At 56.9% G+C, this 17,690-nt stretch carries 17 protein-coding genes; 7 read left to right on the forward strand and 10 right to left on the reverse strand.

The annotated features are described in order from the left end of the window. Positions 1–88: 88 nt before the first annotated feature. From cysG to nirB, 4 genes are all read right to left on the reverse strand, one after another. Positions 89–1,462, reverse strand: coding sequence for a siroheme synthase CysG (cysG, locus tag LRS40_RS08700; protein ID WP_231313536.1), 1,374 nt, complete (start codon positions 1,460–1,462; stop codon positions 89–91). Between the two features lie 14 nt (positions 1,463–1,476). Further along, positions 1,477–2,286: a nitrite transporter NirC gene (gene nirC, locus LRS40_RS08705; protein WP_231313537.1), complete on the reverse strand. Its 810-nt coding sequence runs from the start codon at positions 2,284–2,286 to the stop codon at positions 1,477–1,479. Between the two features lie 156 nt (positions 2,287–2,442). After that, positions 2,443–2,769 carry a nitrite reductase small subunit NirD gene (gene nirD, locus LRS40_RS08710; RefSeq protein WP_039031530.1) on the reverse strand — a complete coding sequence of 109 codons (327 nt, stop codon included), beginning with the start codon at positions 2,767–2,769 and terminating at the stop codon, positions 2,443–2,445. Further along, complete coding sequence (nirB, locus tag LRS40_RS08715) at positions 2,766–5,309, reverse strand: nitrite reductase large subunit NirB (protein ID WP_156264776.1); 2,544 nt, start codon at positions 5,307–5,309, stop codon at positions 2,766–2,768. Before nirB ends, nirD begins: the two co-directional genes overlap by 4 nt. Before the next feature lie 240 nt (positions 5,310–5,549). Between nirB and LRS40_RS08720 the strand changes: the two genes are divergently transcribed. Beyond that, positions 5,550–6,866 carry a cytosine deaminase gene (locus tag LRS40_RS08720; protein WP_231313538.1) on the forward strand — a complete coding sequence of 439 codons (1,317 nt, stop codon included), beginning with the start codon at positions 5,550–5,552 and terminating at the stop codon, positions 6,864–6,866. A gap of 4 nt (positions 6,867–6,870) precedes the next feature. Here LRS40_RS08720 and tsgA read toward each other — a convergent pair whose 3' ends face one another. Next, positions 6,871–8,055, reverse strand: a complete 1,185-nt coding sequence (gene tsgA / locus LRS40_RS08725) for an MFS transporter TsgA (protein ID WP_142487361.1) — start codon at positions 8,053–8,055, stop codon at positions 6,871–6,873. 278 nt (positions 8,056–8,333) lie between these two features. Between tsgA and ppiA the strand changes: the two genes are divergently transcribed. From ppiA to LRS40_RS08750, 5 genes are all read left to right on the forward strand, one after another. Further along, on the forward strand, positions 8,334–8,906 hold the full coding sequence (ppiA, locus tag LRS40_RS08730; RefSeq protein WP_142487360.1) for a peptidylprolyl isomerase A: 573 nt from the start codon (positions 8,334–8,336) through the stop codon (positions 8,904–8,906). Between the two features lie 108 nt (positions 8,907–9,014). Beyond that, positions 9,015–9,182 (forward strand): YhfG family protein, encoded by a 168-nt coding sequence (locus tag LRS40_RS08735; protein WP_231313539.1) that lies wholly within the window; start codon positions 9,015–9,017, stop codon positions 9,180–9,182. Beyond that, positions 9,172–9,774 carry a putative adenosine monophosphate-protein transferase Fic gene (locus tag LRS40_RS08740; RefSeq protein WP_142487358.1) on the forward strand — a complete coding sequence of 201 codons (603 nt, stop codon included), beginning with the start codon at positions 9,172–9,174 and terminating at the stop codon, positions 9,772–9,774. The genes LRS40_RS08735 and LRS40_RS08740 overlap by 11 nt, the downstream gene beginning before the upstream one ends. A 30-nt stretch (positions 9,775–9,804) precedes the next feature. Further along, entirely contained in the window at positions 9,805–10,368 is a 564-nt protein-coding gene (gene pabA / locus LRS40_RS08745) for an aminodeoxychorismate synthase component 2 (protein ID WP_156264774.1), read from the forward strand. Positions 10,369–10,455: 87 nt separating this feature from the next. Continuing rightward, positions 10,456–11,676: an aspartate aminotransferase family protein gene (locus tag LRS40_RS08750; protein ID WP_231313540.1), complete on the forward strand. Its 1,221-nt coding sequence runs from the start codon at positions 10,456–10,458 to the stop codon at positions 11,674–11,676. 76 nt (positions 11,677–11,752) lie between these two features. Here the strand turns inward: LRS40_RS08750 and LRS40_RS08755 are convergent, their stop codons facing one another. Both LRS40_RS08755 and crp read right to left on the reverse strand, forming a co-directional pair. Next, on the reverse strand, positions 11,753–13,840 hold the full coding sequence (locus LRS40_RS08755) for a YccS/YhfK family putative transporter (protein ID WP_231313541.1): 2,088 nt from the start codon (positions 13,838–13,840) through the stop codon (positions 11,753–11,755). 56 nt (positions 13,841–13,896) lie between these two features. Then, on the reverse strand, positions 13,897–14,529 hold the full coding sequence (gene crp / locus LRS40_RS08760) for a cAMP-activated global transcriptional regulator CRP (RefSeq protein WP_000242758.1): 633 nt from the start codon (positions 14,527–14,529) through the stop codon (positions 13,897–13,899). Positions 14,530–14,838: 309 nt separating this feature from the next. Between crp and LRS40_RS08765 the strand changes: the two genes are divergently transcribed. After that, complete coding sequence (locus tag LRS40_RS08765) at positions 14,839–15,243, forward strand: OsmC family protein (protein WP_142487354.1); 405 nt, start codon at positions 14,839–14,841, stop codon at positions 15,241–15,243. Positions 15,244–15,332: 89 nt separating this feature from the next. On the opposite strand, the gene LRS40_RS08770 is transcribed toward LRS40_RS08765, so the two are convergent. From LRS40_RS08770 to LRS40_RS08780, 3 genes are read right to left on the reverse strand one after another with little or no spacing between them, the layout of a single operon-like run. Next, positions 15,333–16,202, reverse strand: coding sequence for a phosphoribulokinase (locus LRS40_RS08770; RefSeq protein ID WP_142487353.1), 870 nt, complete (start codon positions 16,200–16,202; stop codon positions 15,333–15,335). Positions 16,203–16,232: 30 nt separating this feature from the next. Then, a complete protein-coding gene (locus LRS40_RS08775) occupies positions 16,233–16,451 on the reverse strand; it encodes a YheU family protein (RefSeq protein WP_106995183.1) in 219 nt (72 codons plus the stop codon). Further along, positions 16,448–17,470 (reverse strand): hydrolase, encoded by a 1,023-nt coding sequence (locus tag LRS40_RS08780; RefSeq protein WP_156264772.1) that lies wholly within the window; start codon positions 17,468–17,470, stop codon positions 16,448–16,450. Before LRS40_RS08780 ends, LRS40_RS08775 begins: the two co-directional genes overlap by 4 nt. Between the last annotated feature and the right edge of the window lie 220 nt (positions 17,471–17,690).

Genomic DNA, 17,690 nt, shown 5'->3' on the forward strand with positions numbered 1-17,690 from the left:
TTCGCGGGAGGTATGTTATCGACAGCGGTAAGCGAGGAGTAGTCCATAACAGGACTACTCATTTCGCGGGGAATATGTTCAGTCTGACTTAATGGTTTGAAAACCAGTTGAGCTTGTCGCGCAGCGCCACCACACGGCCTACGACAATCAGCGCCGGGCTTTCAACCTGCTGCGCCAGGTCGCCCAGCTGGGTCAACACGCCACTGACCACACGCTGTTTAATCGACGTGCCGTTCTCCACCAGCGCCACCGGCATTGCTGCATCCATACCATGTTCGAGTAGCTTAGCCTGAATGGTCCCCGCCTGGTTCAGGCCCATATAGAACACCAGGGTCTGTTTCTCTGCGGCCAGGTTATGCCAGTCCAGCTCGCTGCCGGTTTTCAGGTGGCCGGTAACCAGACGCACGCTTTGGGCGTAGTCACGGTGGGTCAGTGGAATGCCCGAATAGGCAGAGCAGCCTGAGGCGGCGGTAATACCCGGTACCACCGAGAACGGAATGCCCGCTTCACAGAGGGTTTCCAGCTCCTCGCCGCCGCGTCCGAAGATAAAGGGATCCCCGCCTTTCAGACGCACCACGCGTTTACCCTTCTGCGCTTCACGCAGCAGGATCTGGTTAATCTCTTCCTGAGGTACGCAGTGATATCCGGCACGTTTGCCAACAAACACCCGATCCGCATCGCGACGCACCAGGTTCATGATGTCGTCGGAGACCAGACGGTCATAAACCACGATATCCGCCTGCTGGATCTGCTGTAGCCCTTTCAGGGTCAGCAGGCCGGCATCCCCTGGACCCGCGCCCACCAGCACCACTTCGCCCCGGTGATCGAGCGGGGCATTGATCAGCTGCTCTGTGGTTTCATCCACGGCTTTCCGATCCTGGTTCGCCAGCGACTGCGCCAGCCGGTCGTTCACAAAGAATTTTTCCCAGAAGCGGCGGCGTTCACCCACGGTGGCGAACTGCTTTTTCACGCGCGAGCGCAATTGCCCGGCATAGTGGGCCACCTGGCCGAGATGCTGCGGCAGGATCGCTTCCAGCTTTTCGCGCAGCAGGCGCGCCAGCACTGGCGACGTCCCGCCGGAGGAGACGGCGACCATCAGCGGCGAGCGGTCGATAATCGACGGCATGATAAAGCTCGCCTCTTTCGGCGCATCCACCACGTTGCAGAAGATCCGCCGCGCTTCACAGGCGTCGCTGACACGCTGGTTAACCGCATCGTCGTCGGTGGCGGCAATGGTCAGCCAGCAGGTATCAAGCAGTGATTCGTTGAACTCACCCTCGACGAGGGTGAGCATCCCTTCCTGCGCCCACACGGTAAATTGTGGGGCGAAGGCAAGGGCGTTGACGGTGAGCCGGGCACCTGCCTCCAGCAGCAGGCGGGCTTTGCGTTCAGCCACATCGCCACCCCCCACGAGCAGGCAGTCGCGATTGCGTAATTGACAGAATATTGGCAGGTGATCCACGACATTACCTCTTCTTACTGGTTGGCTTTCGCCTGAACGGTTGCGATGGTAGCCGGAGTCGGACGCTCCGCTTTAGGGGTAGCATACCAGTAACCCCAACCCATAAATACAACCCCAGAAAGAGTATTGCCAAGCGTTACCCACAACAGGTTATGGCCGATACCAGACAGGGTATAGGCTTCGCTGTGGTGACCGAACCAGGAGAGGGCAAACAGCGTCATGTTGGCAACGGAGTGTTCGTAGCCGGAAGCGATAAAGGCCAGCAGACACCACCAGATGGCGATAAATTTCGCGGTGCCTTCAGTACGGATTGCCATCCAGATAGCAAGACACACCAGCCAGTTACAGAGCGCGCCTTTGAAGAACAGCACCATCGCCGGTGCGGAGGTTTTTGCCAGCGCGACGGTGTGCACGAGGCTGGTATCGACCGGCAGGAGGCTACCGCCGCCCCAGCTGTAGAGCAGGGCGACAAACACGGAGCCGACCAGGTTGCCGAGCCAGGTTTGCGGCAGGATCGCCCACATCTGGCCCTGAGTGATAGTGCCCGCTTTTACGCCCAGGGTCAGGAACATGGTGTGACCGGTGAACAGTTCAGAACCGGCGATGATCACCAGAGTCAGGGCGATACCAAAGGTGGCACCCATCACCAGCGGACGCACGGAGGGATCGAGCAGATTGCCGAGGGTGAAAATTAAAATAATCCCCAGTCCGACATAGGCACCCGCCATGGCGGAGCTGACCCAGAATCCGAGAGGACTGTTTTTACTGAGGCGTGCAATTCGCGCAGCGTTAGCCGCACACTTATTAATAGTGTCTGTAAACATTTGATTATCCTGAGTAATGAAAAAGAAAAGCAAAAAAGTAAATCGTAGGCCGGATAAGAAGCTTGCTTCGCCATCCGGCAATTGCCCGGCGGCGCTGCGCTTGCCGGGCCTACAAAATCAAAAACAAATAACGGGGGCGTTGCATCCCCGTATTAATCAGCCTCTCAGCTGTACCTTGCCGTCTTTGACGCGGACGTCATAGTGCTTCACGGAGTGGCTCTCATCTTCCATACAGTGACCGTCGCTCAGGCGGAAACGCTGTTTTTTCAGCGGGCTGGCAACCCACAGCTCCCCCTGATGCTCAGCGATGATCCCGCGGGAGAGCACGCTGGCCTCGAAGAATGGGTCGATATTGCTGATGGCAAAGACCTGTTCGTCGTGGCGTGGACGGAAAATGGCAACCTGCTCATGACCTAACAGCGCGCACACGCCGGTGGCAGGCAGGATCTCGTCGATTTTGCAGATATTGACCCACTGACTCATACGTTTTCCTCCACCAGCATGACCGGAATGCGTTCATAAGGTGTCGCCGGGCGATGCTGCTCGCGCTCTGGCACCACCTGCACGCTCGGGTCGCGCTGGGTGCTGTTGATAAAGTGTTTGAAGCGAACCTGCGCCGCCGGGGTGTTGACGGTTTCAGTCCATTCACAAATCACGGCGTCACGCAGGCGCGCCATCTCTTCTTCCAGCGTCGCGTTCAGGCCAAGTTTGTCGTCGATAATGACGGATTTCAGGTAGTCGATGCCGCCCTCCAGGTTATCCAGCCACGGCGCGGTACGGGTCAGTTTGTCCGCGGTACGGATGTAGAACATCATGAAGCGGTCGAGATACTTGATCAGCGTTTCACGATCGATATCCGCCGCCAGCAGATCCGCATGACGCGGTTTCATCCCGCCGTTACCGCAGACGTACAGGTTCCAGCCTTTCTCAGTGGCGATGATACCCACGTCTTTACCCTGCGCTTCGGCACATTCACGGGTACAGCCGGAGACGCCGAACTTCATTTTGTGCGGGGTACGAATGCCTTTGTAGCGGTTTTCCAGCTCGACGCCGAAGCCGACGCTGTCGCCCACGCCGTAGCGGCACCAGGTGCTGCCCACGCAGGTTTTCGCCATACGCAGCGCTTTGGCATAGGCATGGCCGGTTTCGAAACCTGCTTCAATCAGCTGACGCCAGATTTCCGGCAGGTCGTCTTTCTGCGCACCGAACAGGCCGATACGCTGGGAACCGGTAATTTTGGTGTACAGATTAAATTCACGGGCGATGCGGCCCACTGCCACCAGGCCTTCCGGGGTAATTTCACCGCCGGCAGAGCGTGGGATGACGGAGTAGGTACCGTCTTTCTGGATGTTCGCCAGGAAGTTGTCATTGGTGTCCTGCAGCGGGGTGTGCTGCGGCTTGAGCACATACTCATTCCAGCAGGAGGCCAGCAGAGAACCGACGGTCGGTTTACAGACTTCACACCCATAACCCTGGCCATGTTTCTGCAGCAGCTCGTCGAAGGATTTGATGCCTTCAACGCGGATCAGGTGGTACAGCTCCTGGCGAGAGTAAGCGAAGTGCTCGCACAGGTTGTTGTTTACTTCGATACCCTGTTTCGCCAGCTCGGCGTTGAGCACCTGAGTGACCAGCGGGATACAGCCGCCGCAGCCGGTACCGGCTTTGGTTTCGGCCTTCAGCGCCGCCACGGTGTGGCAACCTTTGTTGATGGCGGAAATCAGCATGCCTTTGGTGACATCGAAGCAGGAGCAAATCTGCGCGCTGTCCGGCAGTTTATCGACACCAATCGAAGGCTTACCGCTGCCAGCGTGGGCAGGCAGGATCAGCGCGTCCGGGTTTTCCGGCAGTTCGATGGCGTTCAGCACCAGCTGCAGCAGGTTGCCAAAATCGCTGGTATCACCCACCAGCACCGCACCGAGCAGGGTTTTGTTATCCGGGCTGACGATAAGACGTTTATAAACTTCTTTGCTTTCATCGAGGTAGACGTAGCTGCGGGAGTTTGGCGTGCGGCCGTGCGCATCGCCGATACCGCCCACGTCAACGCCCAGCAGTTTCAGCTTGGCGCTCATGTCTGCGCCTTCGAAGGCGTTTTCATTGCCGAGGATATGGTCAACGGCGACCTGCGCCATTTTGTAGCCAGGGGCAACCAGACCGTAGACGTGATTTTCCCAGCTGGCGCACTCGCCAATGGCGTAGATATCCGGATCGGAGGTCTGGCAGGTGGCGTTGATCATAATGCCGCCGCGCTGGGCAACCGCCAGGCCGCACTGCGTAGCCAGCTTGTCGCGCGGGCGAATACCGGTGGAGAAGACGATGAAGTCGACTTCCAGCTCGCTGCCGTCAGCAAAGCGCATGGTTTTACGCGCCTCGGTGCCTTCCTGCACGATCTCTTTGGTATTTTTGCTGGTGTGAACTTTCACACCCATGCTCTCAATTTTGCGTTTGAGCTGATCGCCACCCATGTGGTCGAGCTGCTCTGCCATCAGCATCGGGGCAAATTCGATGACGTGGGTTTCAACGCCTAAGTTTTTCAGCGCGCCAGCGGCTTCGAGGCCGAGCAGGCCGCCGCCGACTACCGCGCCGCGTTTGCTGCGGCGGGCGCAGGATTCAATAGCGTTGAGATCTTCAATGGTGCGATAGACGAAGCAATCCTGAGTTTCTGACCCTTTGATCGGTGGGATCCACGGGTAAGAGCCAGTCGCCATGATCAGTTTGTCGTAAAAAACCGTGCGTCCCGCACTGGAATGAATCACTTTTTCCTGACGGTTGATGGTAATAGCGCGTTCGCCCACCAGTACCTTCACGCCATGTTTCTCGTAAAAACCTTCGCGTACCAGAGAGAGCTCTTCGGCGGTGTGGTGAGAGAAATAGGAGGAGAGGTGCACGCGGTCGTACGCCTTACGGGGTTCTTCACAGAACACGGTAATGTCGAACTGGGCGGCATCGGCTTTATCAAGAAGATCCTCAATAAAGCGGTGACCGACCATGCCGTTACCGATAATCGCGAGTCTGACTTTGCTCATTTTTGCCTCGATTTCTTTTCTATTACTGCCTACCTTAACGATTCAGCAAAGCCACTTATTGATGCAAATCAAATACGCCTTCAACTACTCCTTAGTGAGTAGATGGCTGATTTGTCAGGTTTTTTCTAAGTAGCTGAATTAGCAGGCTTTTCGTGATAGCTGATTTTGTGTACAAATTAGGGGCCTAATCTTTAATTTTCGTTACCTCTAAATTTCAGCCCTCTTTTTCGGGAGAATATGATGTCTACAGCACCGCTTTGGCTTATCCAGAACGTCCGATTACCGGGTCGGGACGGGTTATGGCAACTGGCTATTGAGAACGGTCATTTTGGCGAAATCACCCCGACGGGCGAGGGACAGAGCGAGAGCTATGAAGTGTTAAACGCGCGCGGTGGTCTGGCCCTGCCGCCGTTTATCGAGCCGCATATTCATCTTGATACCACCCAGACCGCGGGTGAGCCGAACTGGAACCAGTCCGGCACGCTGTTTGAGGGCATCGAGCGCTGGGCAGAGCGCAAGGCGCTGCTCAGCCATGAGGATGTCAAAACCCGGGCGTGGAAGACCCTGAGATGGCAGATCGCCAACGGCATCCAGTTTGTGCGTACCCATGTGGACGTCTCCGACCCGACCCTCACCGCCCTGAAGGCGATGCTGGAGGTGAAGCAGGAGGTGGCCCCGTGGGTCGAGCTGCAAATTGTCGCCTTCCCGCAGGAGGGGATCCTCTCTTACCCCAACGGCGCCACCCTGCTTGAGGAAGCGTTAAAGCTGGGGGCCGACGTGGTAGGCGCCATTCCGCACTTTGAGTTCACCCGCGAGTACGGCGTGCAGTCGTTGCATATCGCCTTTGAACTGGCGAAGAAGTACGACCGGCCGCTGGATATTCACTGCGATGAAATCGACGACGAGCAGTCGCGATTTGTCGAAACGGTAGCAACGCTGGCGTACGAGGCCGGGATTGGTTCGCGCGTCACCGCCAGCCATACCACCGCGATGCACTCTTACAACGGGGCTTATACTTCACGGCTGTTTCGTCTGCTGAAGCTCTCCGGGATTAACTTTGTGGCCAATCCGCTGGTGAATATCCATCTGCAGGGGCGCTTTGACGACTATCCGAAACGGCGGGGTATCACCCGCGTGAAGGAGCTGCTGGAGGCGGGGATTAACGTCTGCTTCGGTCATGATGACGTGTTTGACCCCTGGTATCCGCTGGGCACCGGCAATATGCTGCAGGTCCTGCATATGGGGCTGCACGTCTGCCAGATGATGGGCTATCAGCAGATCGACCGCGGTCTTGATCTGATCACCCACAACAGCGCGCGTACCTTTGGCCTGACCGATTACGGTATTGAACCGGCGAACCCGGCGAATCTGGTGATCCTGCCTGCGGAGACGGGTTTTGATGCGGTGCGTTGTCAGGTGCCGGTACGCTGGTCAATTCGTCAGGGGCGGGTGATAGCCACCACGCAGCTGGCACAGACGTGGATACAGACGGATCGTGGGGGAGAAGAGGTGTGTTTTACCAGAAACCGCCCCTCTGCAGAAAGCAAAGGGGCGTAAGGGATCAGTGAGACGCTGCCGCTGTGTTGTGCTGGCGGTGGCGGGTCACAAAGCCCAGCACCAGGCACATCACGAACACCACGGCATAGAGGCCGTTAGCGGTGTGTAACGCTGCCAGCGGGCCGCTGTGCGCCACAATCGGGCCAGTGACCACGAAGGTCAGCATGGTGCCGATGGTGCCGCAGGTGAGCACGAAGTTAACCAGTTTTGGCGAGGCTACTTTGGTTTGCAGGGAGCCCAGGGTAATGATCGAGGTGTAAATGGCGCTGGAGAAGAAGCCAAGCGTCAGGATAAACCACGGCATATGTTCCGGCGAACCGTTGATAAACAGGTACATCAGCACGGTGGCGGCACCCGCCAGCACGGTGAGGATCCGCTGCAGATCGAAGAAGCGCAGGATAAAGCTGAACGCCCACATGCCGAACATGTACGACATCCAGAAATCACTCACCAGCTGACCAGCATCGTTCAGGCTCATTCCCAGCCCTTTGGCATACTCCGGCACCCAGGAGATAAAGCCCAGCTGGCCGAGGATGTAGCACAGGGCGGCAACGGCGAGGAACAGCACGCCGACACCCCACTTCTCTTTCACCACCGGCTCGCTGGTGGTCTGGGCTTTTTTACCGAGAACCGGGAAATCACAGCCGAAGGTCAGGACAAAAATCGCCACGTAGACCAGGCCAATGCAGGCATAAACCCAGTACCACTCAATGCTGCGTGCCAGCAGCGCTGCGGCTACCATCGGGAAGATCATCCCTGCCATGCTGAAGAAGGAGTCGGTAAACAGCAGACGCGCGCCGCGCTGGCGGCCTTCATACATGTGGGTAATGAGAAATGTCCCGATGGACATGGTGATCCCGCTCACCAGCCCGAGCACAAACATGGCGGCGGAGAACAGGGCGATGCTGTGGCTGAGCATCAGGCCGGCGACGGCAAGCACCATCAGCACAAAGCCGAAACGCAGCTGCGTCTTCAGGGGGACGATTTCCATCAGCCAGGCGTTCAGGAAGATGGAGATCAGGATCCCGGCGTTCAGGAAGGTGAAGGTATTACTCATGCTGGAAACGGGCAGGTTGAAATAGTCTGCGATATTTCCCATCACCATCCCGGTGACGATCACCAACGCACCGGTAAGGGCGTAGGAGAAGAAGCTGATCCATGTGAGCTTGATACGATTGCTGTTAGTCATGACTGGCCTGTGAATAGAAATGTAAAGCGCGTTGACGGCGCTGCGAGCGGCCAGATTTTAAGCGCGAATGTGATCTAATTAAATCTTTTATGATTAATTAAACGAAAATTGCAGTTTTCAGTGTGATTTGTATCACGTTAATAACCGTGACGCCAGTTTGCCCGACGGTTACATCTGTTTCAAATGCGTAAAATTAGGTAAATGGCTGGCCTGGATTCATACTGCTCTTTAGAATCAAGCCATTCGCTTTCTTTACTGCGCTTTGTTAAGGAATTCTCATGCTCAAATCAACCCTGGCGGCTGTCGCGGCTGTACTTGCTCTCTCAGCCCTCTCTCCTGCTGCGCTGGCAGCCAAAGGAGACCCGCACGTTCTGTTGACCACCTCTGCCGGTAACATTGAGCTGGAACTGAACAGTCAGAAAGCCCCTGTTTCTGTGAAAAACTTCCTCGATTATGTGAACAGCGGTTTTTATAACGGCACCACCTTCCACCGCGTGATCCCTGGCTTTATGCTTCAGGGCGGCGGCTTCAACGAACAGATGCAGCAGAAACAGCCGAACCCGCCAATCAAGAACGAAGCGGATAACGGCCTGCGCAACAGCCGCGGCACCATCTCAATGGCGCGTACCGCCGATAAAGACAGCGCCACCAGCCAGTTCTTCCTCAACGTGGCGGATAACGCCTTCCTCGACCACGGCCAGCGTGATTTTGGTTATGCGGTCTTTGGTAAAGTTGTGAAAGGCATGGACGTGGCCGACAAAATTTCTCAGGTACAGACGCACGACGTCGGCCCTTACCAGAATGTGCCGACAAAACCGATAGTTATCCTCTCTGCGAAAGTCCTGCCTTAATCCCTGCTGGCGCGGGCAGGCATTGCCCGCGTTGCCTTTACCTTCCTGCGAAACCGCAGTTTGCTGCTTATACTTGTGGCAACACGAGCACAATCAGGGAGGTAACAGGTGAAAAAGCTCACTGAAAAGCAAAAATCCCGTCTCTGGGAACAACAGCGAAACGCGAATTTTCAGGCCAGTCGCCGCCTTGAGGGGGTCGACAGCCCGTTAGTTACCCTCAGCACAGATGAGGCGCAGATCCGTCTTGAAGCGTTAGGGAGGCAGCATGAGCGATAAATACGGCAACGATCGCGATCCTTATCTCTATCCGGAACTGAATGTGATGCGTAACCGGCTGGGCATTCGTCAGGCTGAGCGTCTGGCGCAGGCGGCGTATGAATTCACCGCGCTACGTGCGGCAACCCTGAGCCTGGGGCCGCTGTTGCGCGGTCTGCCGCACCTGTGCGCCATCCACCACCATCTCTACCAGGATATTTTTGACTGGGCGGGAGATATTCGTGAAATGGATATTTATCAGGGCGACACCCGGTTCTGCCACTTTGCCTATATCGAAAAAGAGGGCAATGCCCTGATGCAGGATCTGGAGGAGGAGGGGTATCTCGTCGGGCTCGAGAAAGCGGATTTTATTAACCGCCTCAGCCACTACTACTGCGAAATCAACGTTCTGCATCCTTTCCGCATCGGAAACGGGATCGTTCAGCGCATCTTCTTTGAACAGTTAGCGATCCATGCAGGCTATCAACTTGATTGGCGCGGTATCGACCCTGAGGAGTGGGCGCAGGCCAACCAGAGCGGCGCGATGGGCGATCTGAGCGCGCTGAACACAATCTTCAGCAAAGTGGTAAGCGAAGCCCGGGAAACTGAGTAGAATAGGGCGGCCATTTTTTCGGGAGCCGCCATGATTCTGCTGATTGATAACTACGATTCCTTCACCTGGAACCTGTACCAGTATTTTTGCGAGCTGGGGGCGGAGGTGGTGGTCCGGCGCAACGACGTGCTCTCTCTGGAAGATGTCGCTGCGCTGAACCCGCAGAAAATCGTTATCTCTCCCGGCCCCTGCACGCCGGATGAGTCCGGTATCTCGCTGGCGGCGATCGAGCACTATGCCGGTAAATTACCGATCCTCGGCGTCTGCCTAGGGCATCAGGCCATCGGTCAGGTTTTTGGCGCGACCATTGTTCGTGCCGCTAAAGTGATGCACGGCAAAACCTCTCCCGTCACCCACACCGGTACGGGGGTCTTCTCTGGCCTCAATAACCCCCTTACCGTGACCCGCTATCACTCCCTGGTTATTGACCCGCCCACCTTACCCGACTGCTTTGAAGTTACCGCCTGGAGCGAGACCCGGGAGATTATGGGTATCCGCCACCGGGAATGGGATCTGGAAGGGGTGCAGTTCCATCCGGAAAGTATTCTCAGCGAACAGGGTCACCAGCTGCTGGCTAATTTTCTGCATCGTTGATTTTTAGTTGCCATAAAGTGATTTTTTAAGCATATTTCGTGATTATATTTTCACTTTTGCTTCTTGCTTAAAAAAGGGTGGGGTTACATGGCAACTGAACAATCTGCAATTACGCGCGCAACATTCGATGAAGTTATCCTGCCAATTTATGCACCGGCTGAGTTTATCCCGGTGAAGGGGAAAGGCAGCCGCGTCTGGGATCAGCAGGGTAAAGAGTACATTGATTTTGCGGGTGGTATTGCGGTGACGGCGTTAGGCCACTGTCACCCGGCGCTGGTCGAGGCGCTCAAAACGCAGGGCGAAACCCTGTGGCACACCAGCAATGTCTTTACCAACGAACCGGCGCTGCGTCTGGGGCGTAAAATTATCGACGCTACCTTTGCCGAGCGCGTGCTGTTTATGAATTCCGGCACCGAAGCCAACGAAACGGCCTTTAAGCTGGCGCGCTACTACGCTTCCACCCGCCACAGCCCGTTCAAAACCAAAATCATCGCCTTCCACAACGCCTTCCATGGCCGGTCGCTGTTTACCGTGACCGTGGGCGGACAGCCAAAATATTCTGATGGCTTTGGCCCGAAACCGGCCGACATTATTCACGTCCCGTTTAACGATCTGCATGCGGTGAAAGCGGTGATGGACGATCACACCTGCGCGGTGGTGGTGGAGCCGATTCAGGGCGAGGGCGGCGTAATGGCGGCGGCCCCGGAATTCCTGCAGGGGCTGCGCGAGTTGTGCGACCAGCACCAGGCCCTGCTGGTGTTTGATGAGGTGCAGAGCGGCATGGGCCGTACCGGGGATCTGTTTGCTTACATGCACTACGGCGTGACGCCAGATATCCTCACCAGCGCCAAAGCGCTCGGCGGCGGTTTCCCGGTCAGTGCGGTGCTGACCACCCAGGATATCGCTTCGGCGTTCCACGTGGGTTCTCACGGCTCCACCTACGGCGGTAACCCGCTGGCGTGTGCCGTGGCTGGCGCGGCGTTTGATATCATCAATACCCCAGAGGTGCTGAGCGGCGTCAACACGAAGCGCGAGCAGTTTGTGCAGCACCTCCAGCAGATCGATGCCCGGTATGATGTCTTCAGCGATATTCGCGGCATGGGGCTGTTGATTGGCGCCGAGCTGAAGCCGCAGTACAAAGGCCGGGCGCGCGATTTCCTCTACGCTGCCGCCGGTGAAGGGGCAATGGTCCTCAACGCCGGGCCGGACGTGATGCGCTTCGCCCCGTCGCTGCTGGTGGAAAGCCAGGATATCGATGAAGGGATGAACCGCTTTGCCGCCGCGGTGAAGCGCGTGGTTCAGAAGTAGCTGTGTTGCCCGGCGGCGCTACGCTTGCACGGGCCTACGGTTTTGTAGGCCGGGTAAGCGCAGCGCCACCCGGCATTTAGTACGGCGTCCGCTTCAGCCGTCGAATCAACCAGATCCCATGATGCGGGCGTTGACGCCATGCCACCGACGAAATGGTGTGCATGGTGTTCAGATGCCCAATGGTGCGCTGCAGATGCTGCTCCAGCGTACTCATGGGGTCTTGCGTCAGGGTCTCTGGCGCTTCCAGAATATTGCTGTCCCCGCTTTCGCCCGGCGCGTCATACTCCAGACGCTGCTGGCAGCGCTGAAGCGCAATTTCACACGACTGCAGATATCGCTGCGCCAGGTCTGGCGTCAGCATCGTATGCTCCCGCGCCAGGGTCGTCATCGCGTTGATATGCTCGACGATAAACTGGCTGTGCGTCACCCACAGCTTCATGTCCGCCAGATACGCCGAATTGAAGCCCGGCTCCTGCATCGCCTGGTTCAGAGAGTTGAACAGCGCGTTGTGCGCCTGATTGACCTTCATGCGTTGCCACGCCAGCGGCGTCGGCTGCGGATCGTCGCTGAGGATCAGGCGGATAGCCTCCTGATCCGCTTCCAGCGCGTCGTGGGCATTCTGCCGCAGAAGCCCGCTCTGCCACTGCGGCCATAGCCAGACCATCCCCCCGAAGGCGATCAGGCAGCCAATCAGGGTATCGGCCAGCCGGGCGACAATAAACTGCTCGCCGTTCAGGGTCAGCAGCTGCAGGGTGTACACCGCCGTGACCGTAAAGCCCACCGTCGCCCAGCCGTAGCTCTTGCGAATGATCAGGTAGCTTACCAGCGTCACCATCAACATCCCGGCAAGGGTGTAGCCTTCCGGGACGTGGAAGTGCAGGGTCACGCCGGCAATAATCAGCCCCGCCAGCGTGCCGGCCGCCCGGTGGAGAATACGCACCCGCGTCGCGCTATAGCCGTTTTGCGTCACCAGCAGCACTGTCATTAAGATCCAGTAGGGTTTCGGCAGGTGCAGCGCCACGCCCATCAGGCTGGCGATACTCAGCATCACGCTGATGCGCGCCGCGTTACGCAGGGCGGCAGACTTCAGCGACAGATAGCTTCTCAGAGCGGGGATCAGCGGCAGGCGTTTCTGCTTGTCCGCCATCAGGTCGCGCGGGTAGAGCGGGCGCTGGGTGCGCAGCACGCGGGCAATACGGCTGAAGTGCCAGGCGCAGAACTGACCCACCGGGTTATCCGGGTGCTGGCGGGCAATTTTCTCCAGGGCGCCGAGCTGCTTGTCCATGGTGAAGCGGGTGGGGTAGCGATGATAGAGAATGTCGTCAGCCAGCACCCGCAGGCGTGCCGCAACGGTCTGCGCGTTCCAGCGGATCACCGCTTCAGCGTGACTGCGCTCCACCAGCTTCTGCACCTCCTTCGGGTGATGCAGGCTGACGGAGATGTGCTCCTGTAGATCCAGCCCCACCTGGAAGGTGCGCAGCAGGCGTTTGTATTCATGATTCCTGTTGGCCGCCAGCATATGCAGCTGTTGGTAACAGAGGCTGATCAGGTCCACTACCTTCTGCTGGCGGGCCAGCAGCGGGGGCAACGATTTTTCAGGGTCGGTGTGCTGCGTCAGCAGGGTGTATTTTGCTTCGCAATAATCCGCCAGCTGTTGATAGAGCATGCTCAGCGACTCACGCAGCGGCTGTTCACGCCACATCCAGAACCAGAACCAGTTAAACAGCCCGTACCAGAGGGTGCCCAGCGTATAGAGGAGTAGCGGTTCCCAGACCGGCATATTCCCCGCCAGGCTCAGGGTAAAGATGGCCGCAATCAGCGAGGCGGGCAGCAGTCGCGCATGCAGGGCGCTGATCTCAGCCGTGACCCCTAGCGTCATCGCCAGCACGGTCAGAATCAGAGGCAGCGGAATATCCCGCGCCAGCAGCAGCTGTACGGCCAGGCTACAGCCCGCGAACAGGCAGCCGCCAATAGTCAGACGTTTAAAGAAGCGCTTATGTGGCGTGCCCAGACCGGCAATGTTGCAGCAGGCAGGAACGAGAGAGAAGAGCAGGCCGTGTTGCAGATGACCGAAGATCAGACCCACAGCCACAGGGAGACACAACACCAGGGTTTGCCGCAGTGCGTAGTTAACTTCCGGGTGATAAATGAGCCTGCGCCACATGGGGATAGAGACAAAAACGGCGTGTCATCGTGCGATGCCACGCCGTTTTAGCGGAATTAACGTGTTCCGTAAACCACGATGGTTTTACCGTGGGCGGAAATCAGGTTTTGATCTTCCAGCATTTTCAGGATACGACCCACTGTCTCACGAGAACATCCGACGATCTGACCAATTTCCTGACGGGTAATTTTAATTTGCATACCGTCCGGGTGGGTCATAGCGTCTGGCTGTTTCGCCAGGTTCAGCAGGGTCTGGGCAATACGGCCCGTTACGTCGAGGAAGGCGAGGTTACCCACTTTCTCGGACGTGACCTGCAGACGGCGAGCCATCTGCGAAGAGAGGCGCATCAGGATATCCGGATTCACCTGGATCAGCTGGCGGAATTTCTTATAAGAGATCTCAGCCACTTCACAGGCCGTTTTTGCACGAACCCAGGCGCTACGCTCCTGACCTTCTTCAAACAGGCCCAGTTCGCCGATAAAGTCTCCCTGATTCAGGTAAGAGAGGATCATCTCTTTGCCTTCTTCATCTTTGATCAGCACTGCCACTGAGCCTTTGACGATGTAGTACAACGTTTCCGCTTTTTCACCCTGGTGAATCAGCGTGCTCTTCGATGGGTACTTATGAATATGGCAATGAGACAAGAACCATTCGAGAGTCGGGTCTGTTTGCGGTTTGCCAAGCACCATGCGCTGTTATCCTCTGTTATAAGCTGTCTCCAGAGTCTGGCTATGTACCTGTACTCTGGGGTTGCAATCGAATTCTTCCCCCTGCCTGGGGTCTGGCTGGCACAATAATTAGCAGCCTGTAATGTGTGATGTCCTCTGCATACATGTGTAACGTCAATGTATTACTGTAGCATCTCGACTGTTTTAGCATAGCTTTTGCCGCGTGTCTCCTGGTGTCTCGCTTCAGCTTGATGCAGGTCGACTTCCGTTGTCAGAATTGTTACTGGCGCGTAATCTGTCAGGAAAAATGCAATCCTGGAGTTAATAAAAATGCAAGCACGTGTGAAATGGGTTGAAGGGCTAACGTTCCTCGGTGAGTCGGCTTCCGGGCACCAGATTTTGATGGACGGTAACTCCGGCGATAAAGCGCCAAGTCCGATGGAAGTGGTCCTGATGGCGGCAGGAGGATGCAGCGCGATCGACGTGGTGTCGATCCTGCAAAAAGGGCGTCACGATGTGACCGACTGTGAAGTGAAACTGACCTCAGAGCGTCGTGAAGAGGCGCCGCGCCTGTTCACCCATATCAACCTTCACTTCGTGGTCACCGGCAAAGCGCTGAAAGACGCGGCGGTATCCCGCGCGGTCGATCTTTCTGCGGAGAAGTACTGCTCCGTGGCGCTGATGCTGGAGAAAGCGGTAAATATTACCCACTCGTATGAAGTGATCGAGGCGTAAGCCTTGCTAAAACGCCGGGCGGCACTTCGTTTGCCCGGCCTACAGAGCCCGTAGGCCCGGTAAGCGTAGCGCCACCGGGCAACAAGGCTTCAATCGATTTTCTTGCCTTCCATCAACCGCTGCACCAGCGGCATCATGATTAACTCCATCGCCAGCCCCATCTTCCCGCCCGGAACCACCAGCGTATTGATATGCGAAATAAACGAACCCTGTAGCATCGCCAGCAGCCAGGGGTAATCGATATTGTCCAGATTGCGGAAATGGATCACCACGAAGCTCTCGTCCAGGGACGGGATAGCCTTGGCGGCAAAGGGGTTCGAGGTGTCTACGGTCGGAACGCGCTGGAAGTTAATGTGGGTGCGGGAAAACTGTGGCGTCAGGAAGTTAATGTAATCTTCCATTGAGCGCACCACGGAGTCCATCACCGCCTCGCGGGAATGACCGCGCTCGCTGGTATCCCGCGTCAGCTTCTGGATCCACTCCAGGTTAACAATCGGCACCACGCCCACCAGCAGATCGACATGGCGCGCCACGTCGTGTTGCGGCGTGACCACCCCGCCATGCAGGCCTTCATAAAACAGCACGTCGGTGGGTTCCGGCAGCGGCTGCCAGGGTGTGAAAGTGCCCGGCACCTGGTTCCAGGGCACCGCTTCGTCATAGGTGTGCAGGTATTTGCGCGCCTGACCGGTGCCGCTTCGCCCGTATTCAGCGAAGGTTTGCTCCAGCAGGCCAAAGTCGTTGGCATCCGGGCCAAAGTAGCTGATGTGTTTGCCGAGATCGCGGGCCTTGCGGATCGCCATATCCATTTCAGGGCGGGTAAAGCGGTGAAAACTGTCGCCTTCCACTTCCGCGGCGCGCAGATGCAGCTGCGAGAAGATCTTACGAAAGGCGAGGCTGGTGGTAGTGGTACCCGCACCACTCGACCCTGTAACGGCAATAACCGGATGTCTGGCGGACATAGCAACTCCCTGAATGGAAAGATGTCGCGGTTAACCGCGAAATTGATTGCGAGGCATGATGTTGACGGTTTCGTGCAGCTCGGACCATACGACCAGCACCTCACCGCTTTGCAGCTGGCGCCTGACGTCGGCAACCTTCTGCTCAAGCGAAAGCTCCTGTTCACCATAATCGGTGCCTTCGCGTAACACAAAGCTTTCAATCAGATTATCCAGCGTTTCGGGAGCCAGATCTTGCCAGGGAATAATCATCTTATCGGTTCCAGGTATGTGGTCAGCCAGTCCGGGATACGCGTTTCCAGCCACATCGTCGGGCGACGCAGCGTGCCGCCGACAAAACCCACGTGTCCGCCGTGTTCGGTCAGCTGATACTGCACGTTAGCGGGCAAAAATTCCTGCGCGGGTATCGAGTGATGATCCATAAAGGGATCGTCTTTAGCATGAATAATCAGCACAGGTTTCGTGATGTTGCTGAGCAACGGCATGGCGCTGCACTGGCGATAGTAGTCAATAGCATCGGCAAAACCGTGAATTTTGGCGGTGATCAGATCGTCAAATTCGCGCAGGCGACGCACTTTCTTCAGCTGTCGCAGACTGACCGGCAGCGTATCCGGGTATGCCTTCAGTTTGCGTGCCGCATTGGCTTTGAGCAAGTTAAGCAGATAACGCTGATAAACGCGCGAAAAGCCCTTATCCATATGATAGCTGCAGTGTTCCAGCATGAACGGAGCAGAGACGATGGCGGCGGCGTCCAGAGGAATATTGTCGCCCTCTTTTGCCAGCAGGCAGGCGAGCATGTTTCCGCCCAGCGAATAGCCCACCGCCGCCGTGGGGGCCGGGCCGTGGGTCTCTGCCAGCCAGCGCAGGAACCAGGTGCCATCTTCTGTTTCGCCGGAATGATAGATGCGTTTCTGGCGATTGGGTTCGCCGCTGCATCCCCTGAAGTGCATCACTACCCCCAGCCAGCCGCGCGCTTTCGCTGCCTGAATCAGGCCGTGGGCATAGGGGCTGTGCAGGCTGCCCTCGAGGCCATGAAAGACCACCAGCCGGGGTTTGTGCCGGGCCTGAAGCGGATCTTCACTCCAGGCTAAATCAACGAAGTCATCATCCGGCAGGTCAAGGCGCTGCCAGACGGGGGTGAAAAGCACTTTACGACGGATGAGGCGCGGCAGCATGGTCTGCAGATGGCGATTAGCCACGCCCCGCATGGGGACAAATTCTGCGCTCTCGTCGGGTGCAATGTTGAAGTCTGATGGAATGATTTGGGCCATAAAGGTGATGCTAATTATTGTCTGTTATTTACGATACCTTCCGAATTGTACCCCGTTTAGCCTGGTTTTCCGAAACATGAACTGATCCCGATCACAAATATTTACCTTGATTATTACTCTCAGGCTAATGATTCCCCTGCGCGCTTAATTGATGACTTTATCACCAGGGTGCACACTTAACTCAACGTTAAGCAAACCTAAAGATGTGCTGAATCAGGAG

This window comes from Leclercia sp. G3L (assembly GCF_021117075.1).
Classification (GTDB): domain Bacteria; phylum Pseudomonadota; class Gammaproteobacteria; order Enterobacterales; family Enterobacteriaceae; genus Enterobacter; species Enterobacter adecarboxylatus_C.

Coding starts and splice junctions, on each gene's coding strand:
- nirC (WP_231313537.1), bottom strand. CDS start 2,286: ATGTTTACAGACACTATTAATAAGTGTGCGGCTAACGCTGCGCGAATT.
- nirD (WP_039031530.1), bottom strand. CDS start 2,769: ATGAGTCAGTGGGTCAATATCTGCAAAATCGACGAGATCCTGCCTGCC.
- nirB (WP_156264776.1), bottom strand. CDS start 5,309: ATGAGCAAAGTCAGACTCGCGATTATCGGTAACGGCATGGTCGGTCAC.
- LRS40_RS08720 (WP_231313538.1), top strand. CDS start 5,550: ATGTCTACAGCACCGCTTTGGCTTATCCAGAACGTCCGATTACCGGGT.
- tsgA (WP_142487361.1), bottom strand. CDS start 8,055: ATGACTAACAGCAATCGTATCAAGCTCACATGGATCAGCTTCTTCTCC.
- ppiA (WP_142487360.1), top strand. CDS start 8,334: ATGCTCAAATCAACCCTGGCGGCTGTCGCGGCTGTACTTGCTCTCTCA.
- LRS40_RS08740 (WP_142487358.1), top strand. CDS start 9,172: ATGAGCGATAAATACGGCAACGATCGCGATCCTTATCTCTATCCGGAA.
- pabA (WP_156264774.1), top strand. CDS start 9,805: ATGATTCTGCTGATTGATAACTACGATTCCTTCACCTGGAACCTGTAC.
- LRS40_RS08750 (WP_231313540.1), top strand. CDS start 10,456: ATGGCAACTGAACAATCTGCAATTACGCGCGCAACATTCGATGAAGTT.
- LRS40_RS08755 (WP_231313541.1), bottom strand. CDS start 13,840: ATGTGGCGCAGGCTCATTTATCACCCGGAAGTTAACTACGCACTGCGG.
- crp (WP_000242758.1), bottom strand. CDS start 14,529: ATGGTGCTTGGCAAACCGCAAACAGACCCGACTCTCGAATGGTTCTTG.
- LRS40_RS08765 (WP_142487354.1), top strand. CDS start 14,839: ATGCAAGCACGTGTGAAATGGGTTGAAGGGCTAACGTTCCTCGGTGAG.
- LRS40_RS08770 (WP_142487353.1), bottom strand. CDS start 16,202: ATGTCCGCCAGACATCCGGTTATTGCCGTTACAGGGTCGAGTGGTGCG.
- LRS40_RS08775 (WP_106995183.1), bottom strand. CDS start 16,451: ATGATTATTCCCTGGCAAGATCTGGCTCCCGAAACGCTGGATAATCTG.
- LRS40_RS08780 (WP_156264772.1), bottom strand. CDS start 17,470: ATGGCCCAAATCATTCCATCAGACTTCAACATTGCACCCGACGAGAGC.